Annotated in this window: 21 protein-coding genes; 10 read left to right on the top strand and 11 right to left on the bottom strand. The window is 34.2% G+C overall.

The window, feature by feature from the left end; genetic code table 11:
- Positions 1-10 precede the first annotated feature (10 nt).
- The 3 genes from ATO12_RS21425 to ATO12_RS21415 all read right to left on the bottom strand — a co-directional run bounded on the left by ATO12_RS21425 (position 11) and on the right by ATO12_RS21415 (position 2,674).
- Positions 11-916 (bottom strand): hypothetical protein, encoded by a 906-nt coding sequence (locus tag ATO12_RS21425; protein ID WP_034246490.1) that lies wholly within the window; start codon positions 914-916, stop codon positions 11-13.
- A 217-nt stretch (positions 917-1,133) separates the two neighbouring features.
- Positions 1,134-2,186 carry an SH3 domain-containing protein gene (locus ATO12_RS21420; RefSeq protein ID WP_034246488.1) on the bottom strand — a complete coding sequence of 351 codons (1,053 nt, stop codon included), beginning with the start codon at positions 2,184-2,186 and terminating at the stop codon, positions 1,134-1,136.
- 20 nt (positions 2,187-2,206) lie between these two features.
- The gene (locus ATO12_RS21415) at positions 2,207-2,674 is read right to left on the bottom strand and encodes a CYTH domain-containing protein (RefSeq protein ID WP_034246485.1); all 468 of its coding nucleotides are present in this window, start codon (positions 2,672-2,674) and stop codon (positions 2,207-2,209) included.
- A 98-nt stretch (positions 2,675-2,772) separates the two neighbouring features.
- Here ATO12_RS21415 and dinB point away from each other — a divergent pair, with 98 nt between their 5' ends.
- On the top strand, positions 2,773-3,879 hold the full coding sequence (gene dinB, locus ATO12_RS21410; RefSeq protein ID WP_034246482.1) for a DNA polymerase IV: 1,107 nt from the start codon (positions 2,773-2,775) through the stop codon (positions 3,877-3,879).
- Positions 3,880-4,020: 141 nt separating this feature from the next.
- Here dinB and ATO12_RS21405 read toward each other — a convergent pair whose 3' ends face one another.
- Positions 4,021-5,166, bottom strand: a complete 1,146-nt coding sequence (locus ATO12_RS21405; RefSeq protein ID WP_034246479.1) for a methionine aminotransferase — start codon at positions 5,164-5,166, stop codon at positions 4,021-4,023.
- A 207-nt stretch (positions 5,167-5,373) separates the two neighbouring features.
- Here ATO12_RS21405 and ATO12_RS21400 point away from each other — a divergent pair, with 207 nt between their 5' ends.
- From ATO12_RS21400 to ATO12_RS21390, 3 genes are read left to right on the top strand one after another with little or no spacing between them, the layout of a single operon-like run.
- Positions 5,374-6,033, top strand: a complete 660-nt coding sequence (locus tag ATO12_RS21400; protein ID WP_034246476.1) for a succinate dehydrogenase cytochrome b subunit — start codon at positions 5,374-5,376, stop codon at positions 6,031-6,033.
- A 13-nt stretch (positions 6,034-6,046) separates the two neighbouring features.
- Entirely contained in the window at positions 6,047-8,062 is a 2,016-nt protein-coding gene (locus tag ATO12_RS21395; protein WP_034246474.1) for a fumarate reductase/succinate dehydrogenase flavoprotein subunit, read from the top strand.
- A 6-nt stretch (positions 8,063-8,068) separates the two neighbouring features.
- Positions 8,069-8,815 (top strand): succinate dehydrogenase/fumarate reductase iron-sulfur subunit, encoded by a 747-nt coding sequence (locus ATO12_RS21390; RefSeq protein WP_034246472.1) that lies wholly within the window; start codon positions 8,069-8,071, stop codon positions 8,813-8,815.
- Between the two features lie 239 nt (positions 8,816-9,054).
- Here the strand turns inward: ATO12_RS21390 and ATO12_RS21385 are convergent, their stop codons facing one another.
- Positions 9,055-11,448, bottom strand: a complete 2,394-nt coding sequence (locus ATO12_RS21385; RefSeq protein ID WP_081802132.1) for a M28 family peptidase — start codon at positions 11,446-11,448, stop codon at positions 9,055-9,057.
- Between the two features lie 213 nt (positions 11,449-11,661).
- On the opposite strand from ATO12_RS21385, the gene ATO12_RS21380 reads away from it, so the two are divergent.
- Complete coding sequence (locus ATO12_RS21380) at positions 11,662-12,132, top strand: CBS domain-containing protein (RefSeq protein WP_034246469.1); 471 nt, start codon at positions 11,662-11,664, stop codon at positions 12,130-12,132.
- Between the two features lie 43 nt (positions 12,133-12,175).
- On the opposite strand, the gene ATO12_RS21375 is transcribed toward ATO12_RS21380, so the two are convergent.
- From ATO12_RS21375 to ATO12_RS21350, 6 genes are all read right to left on the bottom strand, one after another.
- Positions 12,176-12,730 (bottom strand): pyridoxamine 5'-phosphate oxidase family protein, encoded by a 555-nt coding sequence (locus ATO12_RS21375; RefSeq protein WP_034246467.1) that lies wholly within the window; start codon positions 12,728-12,730, stop codon positions 12,176-12,178.
- Between the two features lie 43 nt (positions 12,731-12,773).
- The gene (locus ATO12_RS21370) at positions 12,774-13,121 is read right to left on the bottom strand and encodes a hypothetical protein (protein WP_034246464.1); all 348 of its coding nucleotides are present in this window, start codon (positions 13,119-13,121) and stop codon (positions 12,774-12,776) included.
- Between the two features lie 62 nt (positions 13,122-13,183).
- Complete coding sequence (locus ATO12_RS21365) at positions 13,184-14,086, bottom strand: histone deacetylase family protein (RefSeq protein ID WP_034246461.1); 903 nt, start codon at positions 14,084-14,086, stop codon at positions 13,184-13,186.
- Positions 14,087-14,091: 5 nt separating this feature from the next.
- The gene (gene metG, locus ATO12_RS21360; RefSeq protein ID WP_034246458.1) at positions 14,092-16,158 is read right to left on the bottom strand and encodes a methionine--tRNA ligase; all 2,067 of its coding nucleotides are present in this window, start codon (positions 16,156-16,158) and stop codon (positions 14,092-14,094) included.
- 101 nt (positions 16,159-16,259) lie between these two features.
- Positions 16,260-17,870, bottom strand: a complete 1,611-nt coding sequence (locus ATO12_RS21355) for a DUF1501 domain-containing protein (RefSeq protein WP_034246455.1) — start codon at positions 17,868-17,870, stop codon at positions 16,260-16,262.
- 7 nt (positions 17,871-17,877) lie between these two features.
- A complete protein-coding gene (locus ATO12_RS21350) occupies positions 17,878-19,386 on the bottom strand; it encodes a DUF1800 domain-containing protein (protein WP_034246453.1) in 1,509 nt (502 codons plus the stop codon).
- Positions 19,387-19,597: 211 nt separating this feature from the next.
- Between ATO12_RS21350 and ATO12_RS21345 the strand changes: the two genes are divergently transcribed.
- The 5 genes from ATO12_RS21345 to ATO12_RS21325 all read left to right on the top strand — a co-directional run bounded on the left by ATO12_RS21345 (position 19,598) and on the right by ATO12_RS21325 (position 24,301).
- Positions 19,598-20,494, top strand: coding sequence for a S66 peptidase family protein (locus tag ATO12_RS21345; RefSeq protein ID WP_034246673.1), 897 nt, complete (start codon positions 19,598-19,600; stop codon positions 20,492-20,494).
- A 2-nt stretch (positions 20,495-20,496) separates the two neighbouring features.
- Positions 20,497-20,856, top strand: coding sequence for a YraN family protein (locus tag ATO12_RS21340; RefSeq protein ID WP_034246451.1), 360 nt, complete (start codon positions 20,497-20,499; stop codon positions 20,854-20,856).
- 76 nt (positions 20,857-20,932) lie between these two features.
- Positions 20,933-22,057 (top strand): helix-turn-helix domain-containing protein, encoded by a 1,125-nt coding sequence (locus ATO12_RS21335; protein WP_034246448.1) that lies wholly within the window; start codon positions 20,933-20,935, stop codon positions 22,055-22,057.
- A 113-nt stretch (positions 22,058-22,170) separates the two neighbouring features.
- Positions 22,171-23,289 carry a helix-turn-helix domain-containing protein gene (locus ATO12_RS21330; RefSeq protein ID WP_034246446.1) on the top strand — a complete coding sequence of 373 codons (1,119 nt, stop codon included), beginning with the start codon at positions 22,171-22,173 and terminating at the stop codon, positions 23,287-23,289.
- Between the two features lie 79 nt (positions 23,290-23,368).
- Positions 23,369-24,301 (top strand): virginiamycin B lyase family protein, encoded by a 933-nt coding sequence (locus ATO12_RS21325; RefSeq protein ID WP_034246443.1) that lies wholly within the window; start codon positions 23,369-23,371, stop codon positions 24,299-24,301.
- Positions 24,302-24,390 lie beyond the last annotated feature (89 nt).

Raw genomic sequence — 24,390 nt, 5'->3', positions numbered from 1 at the left:
TTTAAATATGCTACTTCGAGGTATATACTAATCCAAATGAAAAAACAGATTCTTTATTATAATTTCTACCATCTAGAGTAGTGCCGTAACCAGCAGAAACACCTAAAGTGTTTTTGTAAACGGGGACATAAAAATCGAAAGAAAGATTGGTGAAATCTACTTCGGTTTCTGGCAAAATAGCAGGTCCTCCTGCATTGGCAAATTCTGGAGTGCCAATATCATATCCCGACATAGAATCTTGTATGTCAAGTTTAGCATGTACATAAAGAAATTCATTATAGTACCCTATTTTGGCGCTATATAACATAGCATTAGGAATATCAAAATTATTACTGTTACGTATACTATATCCTAATTGTAGTTCACTAAATATTTTAAACGGAGTGCTATACTGAAATATAGCTGAACCATTGACAGTGATAGCTTCGTTACCTAGAGAAAGTACGCCTCCTCCTTTATAATTGCCTACAGGAAATGTCACCCCAGAAGCACCTCCCAGGGTTATTTGAGAAAAGTTGTCAAATTTTTTCTCCAGAACTTTAGCTTTCAGAAAAATCCCTAAATCCTGAATACCATCTATCTGTGCTACATTTTGAACGGGATCAAGTGCTTCATCTTCACTTTCGACACTAATATATGGTAGGGTAACGGTTGTAGATAACCAGTTTGTGATGGCATATTGACTATAAAAAGAGATAATAGATGAAGAAATTTCTCCTAAACCAGCAGGATTTCCTTCAGATAATGTAGATCCCCTATAGAATTGATCATAACTTTTGTATCCATAACTAGGTGCTAATGTAAAAGAATTCTTTTTAGGGTAAAACCCATTTACAGGAATCTGCCCTATAACATTTAAAAATGGGAAAATACATAATGTGATCCCTAATAGGGATCTTTTAGATTTGTGTAACATAACTCTAATTTTGGTTAATAAATCGAGTATGCTTAGCCGTATTCTTCTGGCATACCTTACCAATAGTACATGTTACTCTTTTGTTAAGATTTTTTAAGATAATGTTAATCAAAGCTAAAAACCTATTGGCTTTGCTTTTTTACCATAAAAAGTGAGGTTTTTACTTGATTGAGAAAGAAAATTGAGGTGTATATTTGTTTAACAAAATGATTATTAATTATAATACTTTTATTTTTATATATTGATAGCAATGTTCTTCGAATCCTTTATTTTCGGCATGTTGTAATGACATTATTTTCATGCAAAACTCGTCTTTGTTTATCCAAAAAATACTACCTTCTTCTTGTGAATGGAACCATCCTATAAAATTAACTATCAACCTCGGTATAATATTACTTTTTTCTATATCAAATAACTGTAGATCTGTTGGTTCTATAGTTTGCCCATCTATAGAAGCGGTGATCATTTTTTTCCAATTTGGCGAAATAATTGGTTTTTCGGCAAGAGTATCTCTTTTGGCAGTAGCTTTATTAATTAGTAAATGTTCACTATACCCTATATAATTTCCTTGAATCACATAGGTATTTAAACTATCGATAACTCCTAAATAATGATAAGATACATCACCCATATCTTTTTCTCTTATATCTAGCAATGTAATAACACCCTTATCAGTGGGTAAATCTATTTTACCATTACTTTTTTTGATCTCTAATGTATCTTTTCTAATAGCTATGAAGTTGTTTTGCCTTTGTTTTAAATCTTCATAAGTTTTTTTTGAAATTAACTCTAAAATAAGATATTTATCTATATCACTATTCTTATTGTAAGAACGAGTAGAGTTTAAATCGGCGTTAGATAATCGATATGGCATTGGGTTTTTTGTAGTTAAGAACCCATCGAAAACGTAGCCTTTTATCCTGGTAGTTTCTTTTGAATCTATTAGCACCCATTTACCATCAATTGTTTTCGCGTCTTCTTTAACCTGAAAAGTTTGGCGAGTCTCTTCAATAATTTCAACAGGGGTTCCATATTCCAAAGTACTTATCTTTTCAGAATTAATATCAGGCTGTTTTCGTACACTAAGTCCGCTAATAGCAGTTACATAATGAACTATAGTACTGTCAATTTTTTTTGAAGTTACTTCTATGTTATTTTGATAATCATCTTTATTCTCACTCTGCTGATTTTTTGTACTTCTGGGATCTTTGCAATTCAAAAAAGAAAGAAAAATAAGTAGTAACATAATCAGATTTAAAAGCTTCTTCATTCTATTAGTTTTTAAAATATTTACCAGGTTTTGTATGGCTTTTTACTTAATTGAGAATTATAATATCTTCTATCTCCTGTAACTTCTTTTTCTAACCAATCTGGCTTTAGGAATGTTTCATTTTCGTTGTCTAATTCAATTTCGGCTATGATAAGACCTTTGTTTTCTCCAAAGAACTCATCAACTTCATAGGTATGATTTCCCAGAGGGATTTCGTAGCGTATTTTTTCTATGATTCCTTTTTCGCATAAAGGCATTAATTGCTCTGCTTCTGATACGTCAATTTCTTTTTCCCATTCAAATCGTGAAGTTCCCGAAGTGTTACCGATTCCTTTTACGGTGATAAAGGCATATTTTCCTTTGATTCGTATACGAACCGTTCGTGCCGGATCAGTATTTAGAAACCCTTGTTTGATGAGTGTACTTTTTTGTGCTTCATTTTTAAACGTTTCAGAGGTTACCAGGAATTTACGTTCTATTTCAATCATGATTAATTATTCGGTTATTTCAGACGATGTAGAAATGTTTTATAATCAGAGATAAAGATATTATAATTTGGATCATCAATATCTATTATTTTTGTATTGTGGAAGAGTTGGGTACATATAGAAAAATCATACATGTAGATATGGACGCATTCTATGCTTCGGTAGAGCAATTCGACAATCCCGAACTTAGAGGAAAGCCGTTAGCTGTTGGTGGTGGTGGAAAACGAGGTGTGGTTAGTGCAGCCAGTTATGAAGCCCGCGTATTTGGTGTACGATCTGCTATGCCTGGTTTTAAAGCAAGGAAACTTTGCCCTGATCTGATTTTTGTTCGACCTCGATTTGATCGGTATCAGGAAATTTCTTCTCGAATCAGGAAGATATTTTTTGAGTATACAGATTTGGTAGAGCCTTTATCGCTAGATGAGGCTTATCTGGATGTTACCGAGAATAAAAAAGGAAATCCCAGTGCAACACTTATTGCTCAGGAAATTAGAAAACAGATTTTTGATGAAGTTGGATTAACTGCTTCTGCAGGAATATCGATCAATAAGTTTATTGCTAAAGTAGCAAGTGACTATAATAAACCTAACGGACAAAAAACGGTAAACCCCGAAGAAGTAATTGAGTTTTTGGAAGGCTTGGATGTTAAAAAATTCTATGGAGTTGGTAAAGTTACGCAGGCTAAAATGTATCAAATGGGTATTTATACCGGAAAGGACTTAAAATCAAAATCCGAGGAGTTTCTTACACAACATTTTGGTAAATCAGGAGGGCACTATTACCGTATTGTAAGAGGAATTCATTTAAGCGAAGTAAAACCAAATCGCGAGCGTAAATCCCTGGCAGCAGAGCGCACCTTTAGCGAAAATATAGCTTCAGAAATTTATATGCTCGAGCGATTAGAAAGTATTGCAGAAGAGCTTCAAAAACGCCTTAAACGAAGTAAAGTTGCTGGTAGAACGGTGACCCTAAAAATTAGATATAGTGATTTTACGCTACAGACCCGTAGTAAAACATTGCCTTATTTTGTAAGTGATACCGATATCTTATTAGAAACAGCCAAAGAGTTGTTGTATCAAGATAAGATGAAAGATTCTGTTCGATTATTAGGGATTTCACTCTCTAATCTCAATACCGGTAAGGAGAAGAAAAAGGAAAAAGAAAAAGAAGAGGTAGAGATTATTCAGTTACGGTTTGATTTTTAAGAAACATCAATTCTGTTGTTTTTCAGCATAAAATGAAGAAAGGTTTTTTTAGTACAAAAATCACCATTCTCAGGGGTCCTATTCAGCTTACTGAAGGGTTCATCCTATCAGTTGAATCACTGGGGTTGAGGTGATTTTGAATCAAATCTCACACAAAATTTCTGCCGCTCGTTTTAACGTATCTTCGGTTTTGGCAAAGCAGAAACGCAGTACTTTATCATCTTTCTGGTTTAAGTTAAAAACCGATACCGGGATAGATGCAATTTTATGTTCTTTGGTTAATCGTTCTGCGAAAGCTATATCGCTTTCATCAGTAATAGCAGAATAATCTAATACCTGAAAATATGTTCCGGATGCTGGAATGAACTTAAAACGAGAATTCTTAATCATAGATAGGAAAAAATCTCGTTTTTGCTGATAAAATCCAGGAAGAGAAAGATAATGTTCTGGAACCTTTAAATATTCGGCCAAGGCATATTGCATAGGATGACTACTAGAAAAGACGTTGAATTGATGTACTTTTCTAAATTCTGCCATTAATTCTTTGGGAGCCAGACAATACCCCATTTTCCATCCGGTAGTATGAAATGTTTTCCCGAAAGAAGCAGTAATAAAAGCACGTTCGGCTAATCCGGGAAATAATGCAGCACTTTGATGTTTCTGATCATCAAAAATGATGTGCTCATAAACTTCATCACTCAATAAAATAATATCTGTGTTCTTCATTAATTTTTCTAACTGAAGCATATCTTCTTTAGACAAAATACTACCACTGGGATTATGAGGTGTATTGATAATAATCATTTTAGTTTTCGAAGTAATTTTAGAAGCAACTTCTTGCCAGTCAATACTAAAATCAGGAGCTGTTAATTGAATTGGAACAATCGTTCCTCCGTATAATTTGATCGATGGTTCATATGAATCATAGGCAGGTTTAAATATAATTACCTCATCCCCCGGATGTATAAAAGCCGAAATAATAGTGAAAATTGCCTGTGTAGCACCAGAGGTTATAGTAATATCGGTTTCAGGATGATAATGACTGCCATATAGTGAGTTGGTTTTTTTAGTTATAATTTCTCTTAAAGAAAGTGATCCTGGCATTGGAGCATATTGGTTATACCCATTTTGCATACCACGAGTTACCAAGTCAATTAGTTCTGGACTAGCTTCAAAATTAGGAAAACCCTGGGACAGATTTAATGCATTGTGTTTATGAGCTAATTGACTCATTACTGTAAATATGGTAGTTGAAACCTCTGGAAGTTTGGAATTGATATTTTGCATAAGGTAAAATTAGCATAATTGTAAAAAAAAGCATTGTTTTTTGTTTAAAGTTAATTCTATATTTCAAGCGTTTTAGGACTTAACGATAAACAAAGTATCTTTCTTTTTTATATTCATTATAAATAGCGAAATAAACCCAAGGTAAAGCTTGGCTAAAAAAGCATTGAACCCTATTTTTGCTTCACAACTAATTAAACATTTTAAATAATGGGTGGATTGATAAAATCTTCAATAGCTAGAAAAGTTGCGATGGCACTTTCAGGACTTTTCTTAGTTTTTTTCTTATTACAACACTTTACTATCAATTTTACTTCAATTTTCAGTGCAGATATATTTAATGAGCTATCTCATTTTATGGGTACAAATCCGTTAGTTCAATTTGTATTGCAACCTGTTTTAATTTTTGGAGTAGTGTTTCATTTTGTGATGGGGTTTGTATTAGAAATCAAAAACAAAAATGCCAGAGCGATTAAGTATGCAAAATATAATGGAGGAGCTAACGCTTCCTGGATGTCTAGAAATATGATTTACTCTGGATTAGTGATCCTTGCATTTTTAGGATTACATTTCTATGATTTTTGGGTACCAGAAATAGTACATAAATATGTAGAGTTTGCTCCAGAAGACCCTACACGATATTATCCAGAATTGCTACATAAGTTTGAAAGCCCGATTCGTACAGGACTATACGCGCTTTCGTTTGTGTTTTTAGCATTGCATTTATGGCATGGATTTGCATCTTCGTTTCAATCTGTTGGGTTTAATAATAAATACTCGGTAGCGGCAACCAAGTTTGCAAAGGCTTTTGCAATAGTAATTCCTGTAGGATTTATTATTATTGCTATAGTGCTTCATCTTAATCATTAAAAACACCACTAGTATGTCAATTTTAGATTCTAAAATACCTGAAGGTCCACTGGCAGATAAGTGGACAAATCATAAAAATACAATTAACCTGGTTAACCCTGCGAATAAACGAAATATAGATATTATCGTTGTTGGTACAGGATTAGCAGGGGGAAGCGCGGCTGCTTCTTTGGCCGAGCTTGGATATAATGTAAAAACATTCTGTTATCAGGATTCTCCTCGTCGTGCGCATTCGATTGCTGCACAAGGAGGAATTAATGCAGCAAAGAACTATCAAGGTGATGGTGATTCTGATTATCGATTATTTTACGATACTGTAAAAGGAGGAGATTACCGTTCTCGTGAGGCTAATGTATATCGATTGGCCGAAGTTTCGGGAAATATTATTGATCAGTGTGTAGCACAGGGAGTTCCTTTTGCACGTGAGTATGGTGGATTATTAGATAATCGTTCTTTTGGAGGAGTATTAGTATCCCGAACATTTTATGCCAAAGGACAAACTGGGCAGCAATTACTCCTTGGAGCCTATTCTGCAATGAATCGTCAAATCAATAGAGGAAAAATACAAGCGTTTAATCGTCACGAAATGTTAGATTTGGTGAAGGTTGATGGTAAAGCTCGTGGAATTATCGCTCGTAATCTGGTTACAGGAGAAATAGAACGTCATTCAGCTCATGCGGTAGTATTAGCTAGTGGAGGGTACGGAAATGTGTTCTTCTTAAGTACCAATGCAATGGGAAGTAATGTTATGGCAGCATGGAGAGCACACCGTAGAGGAGCTTTCTTTGCAAATCCTTGTTATACCCAGATTCATCCGACATGTATACCAGTATCAGGAGATCATCAGTCTAAATTAACATTGATGTCTGAGTCGTTACGTAATGATGGACGTATATGGGTTCCAAAGCGCAAAGAGGATGTCGAAGCAATACGAGCAGGTAAGTTAAAACCTACTCAGTTATCTGAAGAAGAAAGAGATTATTATCTAGAACGTCGTTATCCGGCTTTTGGTAACCTGGTGCCACGTGATGTAGCATCCAGAGCAGCAAAAGAACGTTGTGATGCTGGTTTTGGAGTAAATAAGACAGGAGAAGCTGTATACCTGGATTTTGCATCGGCAATCCAACGATACGGAAAAGAAAAAGCATTAACCTCTGGTATGCATAACCCTTCTGCAGCAGAAATTACGAAATTGGGAGAAGAAGTTATCGAAAGCAAATACGGAAACTTATTTCAGATGTATGAAAAGATTGTAGATGCAAATCCATATAAAACTCCAATGATGATTTATCCTGCTGTACATTATACGATGGGTGGTTTATGGGTAGATTATAATTTGCAAACTACGATTCCTGGATGTTATGCAGCAGGAGAGGCAAACTTTTCGGATCATGGAGCTAACCGTCTGGGAGCATCAGCATTAATGCAAGGTTTGGCAGATGGATATTTTGTTTTACCATACACTATCGGAGACTATTTGTCTCAAGATATTCGAACAGGAAAAATCCCAACAGACACACCAGAGTTTGATCAGGCTGAAAAAGAAGTGAAAGATCGTATCGAGAAATTGATGAACGGATCAGGAGAACATTCTGTAGATTATTACCATAAAAAATTGGGTAAAATCATGTGGAATAAGTGTGGGATGTCTCGTAATGAAAAGGAGCTAAAAGAAGCTATAGAAGAGATTGCGGTATTACGTGAGGATTTCTGGAAAAATGTAAAAGTTCCAGGAACGATTAATAGCATGAATCCTGAACTGGAAAAAGCAGGAAGAGTAGCTGATTTCTTAGAATTAGGAGAATTATTTGCTAAAGATGCCTTACATCGTAATGAATCTTGTGGAGGACATTTTAGAGAAGAATCTGTAGAACAATCTGGAGAACAAAAAGGAGAAGCGCTTAGAGATGATAAAAACTTTAAGTATGTAGCTGCGTGGGAATACAAAGGAGAACCTAAAGATGCAGAACTCCACAAAGAAGACCTGGTCTTCGAAAATATTGAATTAAAAACACGTTCTTATAAATAAAAAGCTATGAATCTTACATTAAAAATATGGCGTCAAAGTGATGCTAATTCCAAAGGAAAGTTAGTAGACTATAATATTTCTGGAGTAGAAGGAGACATGTCTTTTTTAGAAATGTTAGACGTGTTAAATGAAGACTTAATTAATAAAGGAGAAGAACCTGTGGTTTTTGACCACGACTGTAGAGAAGGGATTTGTGGTGCTTGTTCATTACAGATCAATGGAGAACCTCATGGACCAGATCGTTTGATAACTACCTGTCAGTTACATATGCGTAAGTTTAACGATGGAGATACTATTTATATAGAGCCATTTAGAGCAAAAGCATTCCCGGTAGTAAAGGATTTAATGGTTGACCGTTCTTCTTTTGAGCGTATACAGCAGGCAGGAGGATATATTTCTGTTAATACTTCAGGAAATACACAAGACGCAAATGCTATCCCTATTCGCAAAGAAGATGCAGATGAGGCTATGGATGCAGCAACCTGTATTGGTTGTGGTGCTTGCGTAGCGGCTTGTAAAAATGCCTCGGCAATGTTATTTACTTCGGCCAAAGTTTCGCAATTTGCGTTGTTGCCACAAGGTCAGGTAGAAGCTACAGAGCGTGTGCTGGCAATGGTAAACCAAATGGATGAAGAAGGATTTGGGAACTGTACTAATACAGGAGCATGTGAAATCGAATGTCCTAAAGGAATATCATTAGAAAATATAGCACGTATGAACCGTGAATATTTAAAAGCAAGTATGAAAGGATAGTTATTTTCTTTACCATTATAAAATAGAAACCGAAGTAGTATATACTTCGGTTTTTTTATTGCATTATTTTTTAAAATATTGATAATAAGCTGTTTTATGATGATTATTGGTTTCAATCATTCGTTTTTAAGTGTTTAATATTAGATTTAAGCCAGTTTCTTTATGAAAAGGTTAGAAAGGCTTCTAAACCATCAAAAAACAGATGTATAGTCACCATTCATGTTTTTTAAACATTGTGCTTATTCATTTATTTCTTGTACTTGGATTGGTGTATTATCCAATGTAAGTGTTGTGTCTATTTTCTTCTCCTCGTATTCTTCTATGGCAAACCCTTTTTTGATGACTACAGCATCATTTATTACAAATGGTTTGGGCATCATATTTTTATCTCTTTCCGGAATTGAAAAATGATCATTTGCAAGTAAGTCATAAGAAGATTCATATAATACAAATTTTGGTAGTGAATCCTTGTGAAACTGCATTTGTAATTCTAACGGTTGATTTTTACTTACATGATACGTAAGTAAATTTTGACTCCATCTTTTTGTAAATGCGTTATAGGTATTACCGTCATAATAGGTAAAGTCTTTTGCAGTTTCACCATTAACCCGTAAAGCATCAAAATTAAACAGAGTTTCGGTATATAAATCAACCCTTTGGATATCTCGTTGGGGGGCAATACATAACTCCATGTGCCTCAGGTTTCCGATTATCGTATCTTTACTAATGTCTAGCTTTGGTTGTCTAATACTTTTGATAGGAGCTTGATTGGCATAAGCAAATGATTTTCGATATTTACTTTGTAATGTATTTACATTATAAGTTTCGGCAATATTTTCTTCTGGGTTAATATAATTTTGTGTCCATGAATCAAGAATATTATCATAAGAAGCCCAAACGGCCTTATTTTGGTCGGTATCTAAGATGTAGACAAGGCTATTGGGTTTTTGCCGGGTTTCTGTAAAATCAGATTTTATATGTGCTGCAATAAAGAAAACTAAACTTAGGAGAAGGCATAAATTGCCAAATAAGTTTTTTCTTTGATAAAACCCAAAAACAGGGATTAATGCACCAAACAATAAAACCGATAGTATAGAAGAAACAAAAAGAATTTTTAAGCCTAAAGCTACAGGAAAGGCTGCTATAAAAGGGGATATGATAAAGATAGCTGGTAATGCCAAAATAACCATTAATATCGAATTAGGTCTTTTTTGCCGAATAAGAACAACTAATGATATCAATCCAAATAATACAACGATTATAAAATAACTAGCTCCCTTAAGGTACAAAGCAGCCATAGTACAAACAACCAGCCAAATGAATAACGGTCCTACAAGTAAACTAGCTTGATTTTTACTTTTACTGAATTTGGCATATACTTTAAAGCAAATAGCGATCGATAATAATACAAAAACAGTGATATATTGATATCCATTATACGTAAACCCATGTTGAATTTCATTATAATGAGGGTAGATAATCTTAATCAGTTGCCATCCACCAAAAGTTATTCCTCCTGCTAATATCAGACATAAAAGAAAAGCGCCTAATCCTAACAAAGCTTCTTTGAAATCTATTCGATATGCAAATTTTCCGTAAAAAATTAATCCTATAAATAAGATAATTGCAATACTTAATAAAGCATATATCCAACTAAAAGGGTATTTAATAAGATTAAAAATCGGAGTATTAAAATAAATGTAGTCCCGATCAGATTTAAGTACACTCAGGTCGATCTCAGAAAAGTAGGAGAGTAGAGGTATTAAGTAGCTTCCTTGGTGTTGTAATGTGTTTAGATCCAGGTTTTGCCATGTGTCATTGGCCGTATGGTAATCAAAATGATCATCTATAAAAGCAAAGTTGAACCCTTCGATATCCCCTTGTTTTCTTAAAACAGTAAGATCGGTATCGTTGGGGAGCATTTTATAAATACTATATGCAAGAGAATTAGTAACAGGATATTTTACCCTGGCTTTAGAGAATTCTTCAATCATTTTTCCATTCTTGCCATTGGTTTCTATCAGCATATAAGAATTACCACCGCTTCCTCTGGCTTCAAAATTAAGTGCAAGTCCAACATTTTTGGCCCAGGGATGTTTTTTTACAAAAAGATCTGCTCCAATAAGCCCGATTTCTTCTCCATCGGTAATACAAATGATAATATCATTTTTAGGAACCTTATTTGTCGCCAAATAGGCTCTGATTCCTTCGAGGATAGTTGCAACACCGCTACCCGCATCACTGGCTCCGTACGAAGAATGTGGCGAACTGTCATAATGAGACATAAGTACCAACGACTTTGTAGAATTACTACCCTTAATCTTTGCAATGATATTTTTGGGTCGGCTTATTGCGCCTCCTTTAGAAATAGAGATGCCTTCTTGAATTTCGGGTTGTAACCCTAGTTTTTTTAATTCATCCAGGATATATGTTTTTGTTCCTTCGTGTGCCAAACTACCTAGATAGTGAGATTGTTTAGAGATGTTTTTTACATGTTCTAAAGCACGAAGTGTAGAGAATTCCTGTTTAGAAGTCTTAAGGTCGGTTATTTTTTGTGGTTTACTGCTGTAAAATGTGTAAACTAATGAAATTAAAATAAGGAGCAACGTAAGTAAAGAGGGAAACTTTCGCATGTGTGAATATTGGTTTAGGCTAAAGGTAAGAAATAAGCTACAATTATTAAAAATATACCTTTCGAAATGATAGTTGATGATTTCATTTAAAAGTTAAAAAATGATGTAGTTAAAGGTATAAAAATTAGATTTTAATTTTAATGTAATTCAAATCTAACTTGAATAAGTTATTGTAAATCACTATATTTAAGATTCACTAAATCACTAGATATTATGGGAATAATCAGTTTTCAAGGAGCTCGCTCTAAGACGAAGAAGCAAGATGAGACACTAATAAAAGTCTCTGATTATATGACAAGAGATTTGATTACATTTAGTCCTGGTCAACCAGTTATGGAGGTTATCGAGACATTAGTAAAGCATAAAATATCGGGAGGACCAGTAGTTGATGATAATAATCAATTGTTAGGTGTTATTTCTGAAGGCGATTGCATTAAACAATTAAATGAAAGCCGATATTATAACATGCCTATTGAAGATGCCAGAGTAGAAAATTTTATGGCTAAAGATGTAGAAACAATAGATGGAAATCTTAATATTTTTGATGCAGCTAATAAGTTTTTGCAAACCAAAAGAAGACGCTTTCCTATTTTGGAAGATGGTAAGTTAGTTGGGCAAATTAGCCAGAAAGATGTAATGAAAGCAGCGTTAAAAATGAATAGTCAAAATTGGAGAAATCGGTAATCAAACATAGTAGAAGCTAAGAATAACAGATTTAATAACACCTTTATTTCTTATCAGATCCTGTTATTCTGGTTTCGAAACCATCTATACTAAGCGCATTCTTTTCTTTTCGATAATTCTCTAGTCGTTCTTCTCCCTGTTTTTCGGACCAGGATTTTAACTGTGTCCTTTCTTCTTTAAAATCCATAAACGGAACCGCATATCCGCAAGAGGTTTGTACCATATCTACGTTCATTTCAATAATTTGTCTTGAACCCACGATCTTAGGAAATAAATGAATATAATCATGATAGGTTTCATCTTGTTTATGAAATATATTCGCAGTTCCGTAAAATCTTAAGATTAAGGGTTTTCCTTCAAAAGCACAAAATAGAATGGTCATTCTATTATTTTTTATTACGTGAGCAGCAGTTTCATTTCCACTTCCTGTAAGATTTAACCAGACAATTTTGTTTGGTCCAATAACCCGAAAGGTATCCATTCCTTTAGGAGAAATATTAACCCGTCCTTCATTGGCTGCTGTTCCTACAAAGAAAACTTTTTGTTTTGCTATAAAATCTTTTAATTCTGAACTTATCTCGGGAAGTATTTTTGCCATTTTATTATGATGATAATTATTTTTAGCCAGAGAATAGGATTATTTAATTTCTTTTTACAATTGCATAAAAATCATTTTCTAATGGAAGATATCCCTGATCATACACAAAATAATAAGTGTTTCCGGTTTTGGTAACATAGATACTTGTGAAATGCTGAAAATCAAACCCTTTAGCCATAAGTTTTGTTTTGGTGGTTTTAGTTTTATCTTTTGGATTTAATTCTTCGAGAATGCGATAGTTTTTACGTAATAGATTGTTGATATTACGGATTAGGTTTTTACTGTCTTTATTAAGTTGATTATTATATGCATTACGACAGTAATCACCACAGAACTTTTTATCTGCTCGACCAACAATTTTATCACCACATACCGGGCATTCTTTTTGCATAAGAATATAATTTGATATGAAGATACAATAAATATCCGTTTACAAATGATTAATGCCAAATATCAAAAGAAAATATCTTGCGCTAATCTGTAAGTGTTAGAGTGTGCTTCTATAATAGTCTTTATATCTGGAGAATAACCACCACCCATAGAGCACATAACTGGGATATTGAGATCTTTACAGGTTTGAAGTACAAATCGATCTCGTTCTGCACAACCTGCTAGCGAGCATCCTAATTTCCCTAATTTATCGGTGGATAAGATATCTACACCACTCAAATAATACATAAAATCTGGTTTTTGGTCTTCAATGAGCTGGGGGAGCGTTTCTTTTAGAATTCTTAGGTATTCCTCATCTTCAGTTTGATTAAGAAGTTCGATATCCAGATCTGATTTTTCTTTTTTGAAAGGATAATTGTTTGCTCCGTGCATCGAGAAGGTAAATACACTCTCATCATTTTCGAATATTTGTGCAGTTCCGTTACCTTGGTGTACATCAAGATCTACGATCAAAACTTTTTTTGCTAAACCATGTTGTAAAAGATATCGTGCTCCAATTGCTTGATCATTTAATAAACAAAATGCTTCACCACGATCTGTATAGGCATGATGAGTACCACCAGCTATATTCATAGCGATACCGTATTGCATGGCATATTGTGAAGCTTTGATAGTACCATCAGCAATAATTACCTCACGATCGATCAGCTCTTTTGATAGCGGAAAACCGATTTTTCTGGCTGCTTTAGAGCCTAACGATAATTCGATAAGACTTTGATAGTAACCTTTTGTATGAACCGCCAGGATAGGTTGTGGATCCGGAATTTCGGGTTCAAAGAAATTTTCTTCTTTGCACGTTCCCTCATAAAGCAATTGTTTAGGCAATAGCTCATATTTAATCATCGGGAACCGATGTTTTTCTGGCAAAGGATGCGTATAGATCGGGTGATATGCTATTTTGAGCATATGACCTAACTAATTACCGCCCCGGGATTCACTCCATCCTCATCAGGATTTAGGAATACCAGCTTTCCTTCAGGTGTTTCGGTCATTAGGATCATTCCTTCACTTTCTACACCTCGTAATGCTCTTGGAGAAAGATTAACCAATACAGTTACCTTTTTACCTACGATTTCTTCTGGAGAAAAGTGTTCGGCAATACCTGAAACGATCGTTCTGGTATTAATTCCTGTATCTACTTTAAGTACCAAAAGCTTTTTGGCTTTGGGCATCTTCTCGGCTTCGATGATAGTTCCCACACGAATATCTAATTTGGTAAAATCATCAAAAGTCGCTGTATCTTTTTGTGGTTCTACTACCTTGTTTTCAGCCTCGTTAGCTTTTTTGGTTGCTTCCAGTTTATCTAATTGTTTTTGGATTTCAGTATCTTCGATTTTAGAGAACAGCAATTCTCCTTTTTCGATTTGATGTCCTGCCGGAAGAAGTACCTCTTTTGTTGCAATTTCATTCCATGTAGTTTGCTGATCGAGTTTCGAAAAGCTGAGAATGGATTTTAATTTCCCTGAAGTAAATGGTAAAAATGGCTCTGATACTATTGCTAATGCTGAAGCAATTTGCAATGCAACATACATTATAGTTTTAGTACGCTCTTCGTCTGTTTTAATCAATTTCCAGGGTTCCTCATCTGCCAGGTATTTATTCCCTAATCGAGCAACATTTAGCAATTCCTGGCTGGCTTCTCTAAATCGATATCGTTCTATAGAACTTGCGATAACCGCAGGATAGGCTTTAAGCTCTGCTAAGGTTTGCTCATCAACTTCAGAAAAAGTACCTGGTGAAGGTACCACGCCACCATAATATTTATTGGTTAATACGACTACTCTATTGATAAAGTTTCCGAATATGGCAACCAATTCATTGTTATTTCGTGCCTGAAAGTCTTTCCAGGTAAAATCATTATCTTTAGTTTCGGGAGCATTGGCAGTTAATGCATATCGCAATACGTCCTGTTGATCAGGAAATTCATCAAGATATTCATGTAGCCAGACTGCCCAGTTTTTTGATGTCGAAAGTTTATTACCTTCAAGATTTAAAAACTCATTAGCAGGGACATTTTCGGGTAGTATATAACTTCCTTCGGCTTTGAGCATACTCGGGAAAATAATACAGTGAAAAACTATATTATCTTTTCCTATAAAGTGAACTAATTTCGTATTCTTATCTTTCCAGTAAGGTTTCCAGTCTTTTCCTTCTCGTTCGGCCCATTCTTTGGTAGAAGAAATATATCCAATAGGAGCATCAAACCAAACATATAGTACTTTTCCTTCTGCACCAGCTACCGGAACAGGAATTCCCCAATCCAAATCCCGTGTTACTGCACGAGGTCGTAATCCATCATCTACCCAGGACTTGATTTGGCCATATACATTGGTTTTCCAATCTTTTTTATGCCCATCGAGAACCCATTCTCTTAGAAAACTCTCATATTGATCTAATGGTAAAAACCAGTGTTTGGTTTGTTTTAGGATAGGCTGTGCACCAGAAATTGTTGATTTAGGATTGATTAGATCTGTTGCATTAAGAGAACTACCACAATTTTCGCATTGATCTCCATACGCTTCTTCATGACCACACTTAGGGCAAGTACCTACTACAAACCGATCTGCCAGGAATTGATCAGCCTCTGGATCATATAGTTGCTCTGATGTTTCTTCTATAAACTTACCATCATCATATAGTTTCTTAAAAAACTCTGAAGCGGTTTCATGATGAATAGGAGCAGAGGTTCTTGAGTAATTATCAAATAAAATTCCGAAATCTTCAAAAGACTTTTTTATGATGGTATGATACTTATCAATAATTACTTGTGGAGAAACTCCTTCTTTTCTTGCACGCATTGGGATAGCAGCCCCATGTTCATCACTACCACAAATAAAAGCAACATCATTGCCAGTCATTCTAAGGAAACGTGAGTAAATATCTGCAGGGATATAAACCCCCGCCAGATGACCTATATGAATAGGACCATTGGTATATGGTAAAGCTGCTGTAATTGTATATCTTCCCGTCGTGCTCATAATGCTAAAAAATAAGGCACAAAGGTAATAAAAACACTTGCAAAATATAACCCTGCATCATTCAATTATTTTGAACGAATGCAGGGATGTGTTCATCTATTTTATGAAATCAAAATTGATTTACTATAATTACCATTATTGGTCTGAATCTGATATACATAAGGACCAGTACTTAATCTTGTATTTGCAGATTGTTTTACATCGATAACATGTTCTCCTTCTGTTAACACTTCGTTTCTTAAGGTAGCTACTTTTTGTCCTACCACGTTATAAAGCGCAATATCTACATGTGTAGTTTCGGGATTTGCAATATTTATATAGGTCTGACTATCACTATAGGTAACGATATGGGTAATTCCTTCTCCATCAATAGGGATATTAGGATTAATACCCGAGCAATTGAATCCTAAATCTAAGGACTCAAAAGAACTACCCAGAAGGACTCTTCCTACAGTGTTTTCATCAATACATAACCAATCTTTCATTACGGTAGCATATACTTGCCTGAAATCGGTTGTATTAAATACATTACCTCCTCGGGTTAAGTTAGATAAATCCGGATGTTCTCCGGCAAAACCACTTCCGTTAAGAGCAGAGCCAAAAAACATAGTTGGTGCTGCAGTACCATGATCTGTTCCCAAAGATCCATTTTCTCTAAATCGCCTACCAAATTCAGACATGGTCATAGTAAGTACTTTGTCATCCCACCCTGCTGCAGTTAGATCTTTATAGAAATTACTTATCGCTTCAGAAAATGAATTAAGAAGCTCCTGGTGTCTTTGTATTTGATTGTTATGAGTATCGAACCCTCCTAAAGTCACTAAATATACTTTGGTTCCCAGGTTTCCTTTAATTAATCTTGCAATGATACTTAATTGTCTACCCAGGCTATCATCAAGATATCCTCCAAAATCGGTAGATCTTTCATAAGCAGAACTAATTACATCGGCATAGGTAAATGTAGTATTTGTAACTTCTCTAAGATGTCGTACTCTATCGTCATAGGTACAATCCCCTAGACCATCTAAGCTATAGGATGTCCCATTTTCTGCAATTTGCAATAACCTTCTTGGATCAGAAACGGCAAAAGAGAAATCATTTTCTGGTCCTTTAAAAATTAAGTTCCCGATACTCCCTATCTGTATAGAAGGAGGGCTGGCAGGTGGGTTAAAAATATAATCGGGGTAAATTTCCTGAAAATATCTTCCCATAAAACCAGTTCTGTCTTCTTCTTCTAAGTTAGTATTGGCATAGATATCAGAACCTCTAAAATGAGATAAAGATGAATCTTCGTATCCAACACCATGAACAACTCTCATTTGGCCATCGCCCCACACACTTTCTAGCTTATTCATTGGTTTTGGCATGGCATAATCATCATCAAGTGTAATAAATTCACTTGGGGGGATTTTTATAAGAGGCCTAGCATTGGCATAAATATCATAATCATAAACAGGGATAATGGTATTAAAACCATCATTACCTCCCTGTAGCCTAACAAGGATTAGAATGTTTTCGTTTGGTGCCTGACTAAGGGCTATTGACAATGGAGAAGGTCGAGAAACCGAAAGCGATGTGTTGGCTAACATCATAGATCCTCCGCCAACAAGACCTAGTGCCTGAAGGAAAGATCTTCTGTTCCATTTTATATGGTCTTCGGTATTACAAGACCCGTCTTTTTTTATATTCTTGGAGTGATTAGTTTCGCACATAAGATTTTTATTTAAGTTGGAATTCTGGGATTTCTGCAATGTAATTTAGTAAAGCAGCAAATTGCTGAGGTACTTGAGGAAAACCTAAAGTCCATGTACCATCTTCATAGTAATTGTCTGGGATACCATCAATTTTGAAAGCTCCTAAAGCTTCACCAAAAGTAATGAGATCATTAATCCCTCTTGGAAAGAAATAATTTAGAATAGTTCTTACCACAAGATCAACATCTGCAGTAGATACTAATAGATTTCCATCGCTTTGTTCGCCAATTGGCATTCCTACTAAAAAATCTCTAAATTGTTCCTGATTTTGGCTCCATGTTCGACTTACAATATATCGAATACTTTCCCAGCGACCGATCAATAAATCGGGGCTAATCCAGTCGTCATCACCTTGCCAGCCTTCAACATCTATTGGGTTTAATACATCTTGCCCCAATGTGCGTACTGTATTTCGGTAAAAATCGATATGATCTACATCTGCAGGGAGTGCAAATCCTAATTCATTAAAAAAACTTATGTTTAAATCACAAGGGCTTTTGATAACTGCCCCTATAGCTTCTATATTAAAAAAATGTTCACTTTTAAATAACTGGCGTAGTACAGCTGCCACCTGATAACCACTTGTAATAAAAGTTTGTGCCATTTGGGCAACAATAGCATCATTACAGGTAGGGCTTACAAAATAGGTATATAATTTTGCGCAAATAAAAGTTGCCACTTGATTGCTTCTTTGCTGAAACAAAATATTAACAACATCGTCATAAGTCCAGTTTCCGGTCTGACCGAAAATAGTTTTAGATTCATTGCTAAACTGTGCCGGGTCAAACAGAATATCACCCCAGGGGATATCATTTGTATTAACGTATCCTGTTAATGCTTTTGCCGTTTCCTGGATATCATCTTCTGTATACCCATTGTCTACACCAAGAGTAAAAAGTTCATACAACTCACGGGCATAATTTTCATTGGGTCTATCTCTTATATTTTCATCACCATTAAGATATACCAACATGGCATTTGATATACCTATATCGTATACAAAATCTCTAAAATTCCCCAAAGCGTGTATTTGAAGAAGATTGTAATACTGAGATTGATATGCGGGGCTACGATAGGTATCATCTTCGGTGACAAAATGATTACTCCAAAATAAGGTAAGACGTTCTCTTACTTTATTTTGAATCAAATCATTTATCATTTGATTTTTCCCTTGGGTTCGATAAAAACCTACATCGTTATTGGGGTTAGCTGTCTCTGCAGCTTCAAATTGATCTCTATTCCATAAACCCCAAGCTGGAGGGGGAGTGGCATTTAGAGCAATAGCATCATCAATAAGCTGATCAACCAATGCAGAAGGATTGTTTTGAGCCAAAGCAGCCAGAACCTCTGCTTTTGATGCTCCAAAAGCAATTCTACGATACAAATGATTTATTTTGCTTACGTTCCAGGGGTTACCCGGAGAAGGCACATATTCTGCTAGGGAAGCAAGATTACATGAAGTATCCGACATCATAGGCAATAGGGTTTAAAAGTAGAGTAACGGGGACAAAATTCCTTACAATATAATAGATTATAACGAAAGTATTTGTTAATTAGTATCTCAAAATTGAAAAAAAAACAAGAAAAGAGCCTTGTAAGAAGTTGTTGTTGTCGAGAAAACGAATGTTTTTTATCATAATAAATCTATTGCACTACTATTAAAAAAAATAAACTCGAGAGTGAAAATATTAGAACCAGATTTTGTTAAAAAAGGAGATAAAATTGCTATTGTTTCTACAGCGAGAAAGATTAGTTTAAAGGAAATAAGAGAAGCAGTAGCACTATTAGAAAAATGGGGATTGGTTCCTGTAATTGGTTCAACGGTTGGAAAAGAAGAAAATCAATTTGCAGGATCAGATCAGGAACGAGCATCCGATTTTCAAAAGATGTTAGATGATAAGGAAATCAAAGCGATATGGTGTGCAAGAGGAGGATATGGAACTGTAAGGATTATTGATAAGATTGATTTTTCTAATATACTAAAATACCCAAAATGGGTGATAGGATATTCTGATGTTACCGTGCTTCACTCTCATCTACATAAACTTGGTGTATGCTCATTACATGCACCTATGCCAATAGATATCCATAAAGGAACAGAAGCATCGATTGATTCGTTAAAAGATACTGTTTTTGGTAAAAAAGTTAACTATAATATTCCTTCTTCTAAAAAAAATATTTTGGGAAGCTGTAGAGGACAGTTAATAGGGGGTAATTTATCGATTTTATATTCTCTATGTGGTTCTGCGTCCTCTATAAATACTTCTGGTAAAATTTTATGTATAGAAGATCTGGATGAGTATCTTTATCATATTGATCGTATGTTGCAAAACCTTAGACGTAATGGATTTTTCGACAACTTATCTGGATTAATTGTTGGAGGAATGACCAAAATGCATGATAATAATATTTCTTTTGGTAAAAAAGCTAAAAGAATTGTTCTCGATATAGTACAGGAGTATGATTTTCCGGTAGTGTTTAATTTTCCAATGGGACATGTCGAGGATAATAGAACTTTAATGATGGGTGCAGAAGCTTTTTTACAAGTCGATAAGGATCAAGTAAGATTAGAATATATATAGGTATGGCAGAACATAATGCTCTTGGTAAAAAAGGAGAAAAGAAGGCAACTGATTTTCTTATCGAGAAAGGCTATAAAATTCTTGAAAGAAATTATCGATATCTGAAACATGAGGTTGATATTATTGCCAGAAAAGAAAATATTGTGGTAGCAGTAGAGGTAAAAACCCGAAGCACCCCTGAATTTGGTAACCCTCAGGATTTTGTAAAACCTAAACAAATACAATCTCTGGTCAAGGCCATTGATCATTATATAACAGATAATGATTTAGATGTAGAAGTACGTTTTGATATCGTGGCTATTATAGAAAATAAATTAGGCACCAGGATGGAGCATTTAGAAGATGCTTTTTATCATTTTTAATGGTGCAATTGTACACATTAGGTCGAAAAATACTTGATTATAAAATAATTTTGTGTGAAAAAATAAGTGCTTCTGTATGCAATCTTTCGAATTCATTGATCTTATACTTTTTTTAGGAGTAAGCCAAGGTGTTTTTTTAGCTGTGACTATTCAGATTATTCAAAACAAAAACAGAGACGCTAATAAAGTATTGTCTATAATTTTGTTAATAGCCTCTATAATGCTAACTGGTAGATTATTTTATTTTAGATATTCTGATAGTGAATGGCTTTTTAGGGTTGCGGCCTTTGTAGATACTTTGATATTTGTATTTGGACCACTATTTTATTTGTACTTCAGACGATTAGTGTTTAATGAAACTCCTCTTTATAAGCTACACTTTTCTAATTTCATTCCGGCGGCATGTATGATTGGCTATTACTTTTGGACATTGAGTTATTCGTACGAAGAGTTTTTTCTTCTGTTTAATCAAGGCATACTTGTAATACCTTACTTTATTATGGAAACGGTAGGAATCTTTTTCAATATATATTATTGTTATCGTTGTTTTCAATTAATAAGAACCTACCAAAAAGAAGAAAAGAAAAATTTATCCTATTCTCAAAGTCTAATACCATTTTTATATTCCTTTTTGATTACAGTACTCTTGTTTTTGACACTTTGGTTGCTAAGCTATAGTAAGGTATATTTTTTACATGTTTATACTTCGGTGATAAATTATAACTTGGTGTGGGTTTCTATTCCTATCTCTATTTATGTTATAGGTTTTTATAGCTTAAAGCAACCCGAAATTTTTAGAATGCCATTATCTAAAAAAAATCTGACCAGAAATAAAGAAAGATTAGAAGGACAGGCAATAGAAGATCTAAATCAAAAACTCGAAAACCTTATGGTAACAGAAAAAATATACCTTAATCATAAACTTACTCTGGTTGATTTGGCGAATCAATTAAATACATCAACAAATAATGTGTCGTGGCTTCTTAATAATATTCATAAAAGTAGTTTTTATGATTATATCAATACATATAGAGTGAAAACATTTGTAGAAAAGATTGAGAAAGGTGAACATCATCATCATACACTGCTTGCGTTATCAATGGATTCTGGATTTAACTCTAAGTCAACTTTCAATAAAGCATTTAAAACAGTTATAAAGGATACACCAAGTAATTATATTAAGAAGCTAAATACGATTTAGTATTATCTTTTATATTTAATGATGATTCTCTTTTTAAAAGTACGATATGATCCATTCGGTCGAAAAGTATAAGATAATGTGATAGTTTTGCAGTAACTAGTAATCATTTGTTAATGCAATCTTTCGAATTCATTGATCTTATACTTTTTTTTGGCATAAGCCAAGGTGTTTTTTTAGCAGTTACTCTTCAGGTTATTAAAAATAAAAACAAAGCTGCAAACAAAATCCTTTCGATTATGCTTATGCTTTCTGTTTTTATGCTTTTGGGCAGAATGATTTTTTTTAAATTTTTGACTGCAAGATTATTTCAATGGGCTATTCTTATAGATTCTGTGATTTTCTTATTTGGGCCGCTATGTTATATATACAGTAGACGATTAATCTTTTCTAAAAACGACACATTTATGCTTTCATGGTTTCATTATATACCTGTAAGTGTTCATCTTTTATTTTCGTTTTATATTTTTTCTTTTAGTGGAAATGAGTTTTCGGATCATTTATCAGCAGGGTTCTTTAAGACACCTTTTTTAATTATTGAAGGAGCCGGGATTGTTTCTAATGTATACTATTGGATTCTTAATGTGAAAATTTTAAAAACATATATCCATAACGAGAAAAACCATGTTTCTTATACTCAAAGTTTGATGTCGTTTTTGAAGTTTTTTCAAATTTCAGTCTTAATTGTCATCACAGTTTGGATGATCAGTTATACCTCGATGCACTTTTTTAGTTATTCTATAAAATTTATTAATTATAACTCGGTTTGGGGTACAATCTCGATATTCATATTTGTAGTCGGATACTACAGCCTTAAAGAACCAGAACTGTTTAGAATATCGTTTCAAAAAGAAAAAACAAAATCACAACAACGTTTACCACAAGATCAGATTATTTTAATAGGAAAAGGATTAAACACTCTAATCGAGAAAGAAAAGATTTTTCTAAAACCTGATTTAACCCTTCGAGATCTTTCTCTACGATTAAATACTTCTACTCATAATATTTCATGGTATCTTAATCATGTGTCAAAAAGTAACTTTTATGATTATATTAATCATTTTAGGATACAGGAATTTTTATCGAAGATAGATAATAACGAACATCTTCATCATACTATACTTGCCATTGCTATGGAAGTAGGTTTTAATTCGAAATCTACTTTTAATAAAGCCTTTAAATTAGAGGTTAAGGATACACCAAGAAACTACATTAAAGGATTAAAAGCGGCTTAAAATAAGTGTGAATTGATCCAAACCGTCGATTTTTATGAAGTGCCTAAATACTTTAGTGCAAACTTAAAAATCATTCAACATGAAAACATGTATTAAACACATTGGTATAAAAGCAGTAATGCTTTTTGTTTTATCCTCAATATCAATCACACTAATTTCTTGTTACGGAGATGGATTAGATCCAGACCTCGAGGTAGAAACTGTAGTTTCTCCTTTTTTTGGTAATGATGCTGTTAGTGTAGATAAATACGGCAATATTTATGTCTCAGAGTTTGGTCAGTTTGCAGGAGCAAATGGTAGTGGAACGAGAGTTTTTAAAATATCCAAAGATGGTGAGGTTACAGAATTTGCATCGAACTTAACTGGCCCATTAGGGAATGCAATTGACCTGCAAGGTAACCTATATGTTGTTAATAGTAGTGGTGGTGGATCAGGAGATATTCTTAAAATTACACCAGACGGAACACAAACAGTATTGGCAAGCGTTAGTGGTTTCCCATCTGGACTAACTTTGGATCATGATAATAATCTGTATGTATCAAATTTTGGAACCCCAACAGTTCATAAAATCACCGCAGAAGGAGAAGTAACTGTGTATGCATCAGACCCTAAATTAGCAGGTGGCGTAGGGATCGATTTTGATCGTAAAGGAAATTTAATTGTTGGTAATTTTTCTACGGCAGATATTTTATCTATAGATCCAGACGGAAACGTATCTCTTATTACAACTATTACCGATGCTGTGGTTAATGGTTTCGGGATTGGTTACCTAACCGTAGTTAGAAATTCAATTTTTGCTACTGGTATTGGAGTTAATAAAATATTTAAAATTTCTATGGATGGTACAGTAGAGGAGTTTGCGGGTACCGGAGATGCTGCTCAAACCGATGGATTGCTTAAAGAAGCATCGTTTAATGGCCCTAATGGGATTACTTCTGATCCATTACGTACAGCAATTTATATATCAGAATTTGGAGGAACTGGAGGCATACGGAAAATTAAATTTTATTAAAATAACCTGTTGTGTATTAAGGAAAATTATTACAAAATTGATGTCAATAGGTTTGATTGTATACAAAAAGTCGATTTGTGATATTGATG

The organism is Aquimarina atlantica, assembly GCF_000626715.1.
GTDB lineage: Bacteria > Bacteroidota > Bacteroidia > Flavobacteriales > Flavobacteriaceae > Aquimarina > Aquimarina atlantica.
Note: the sequence above shows the minus strand (reverse complement) of the source record. Positions and strands in the feature narration are given on the sequence as shown.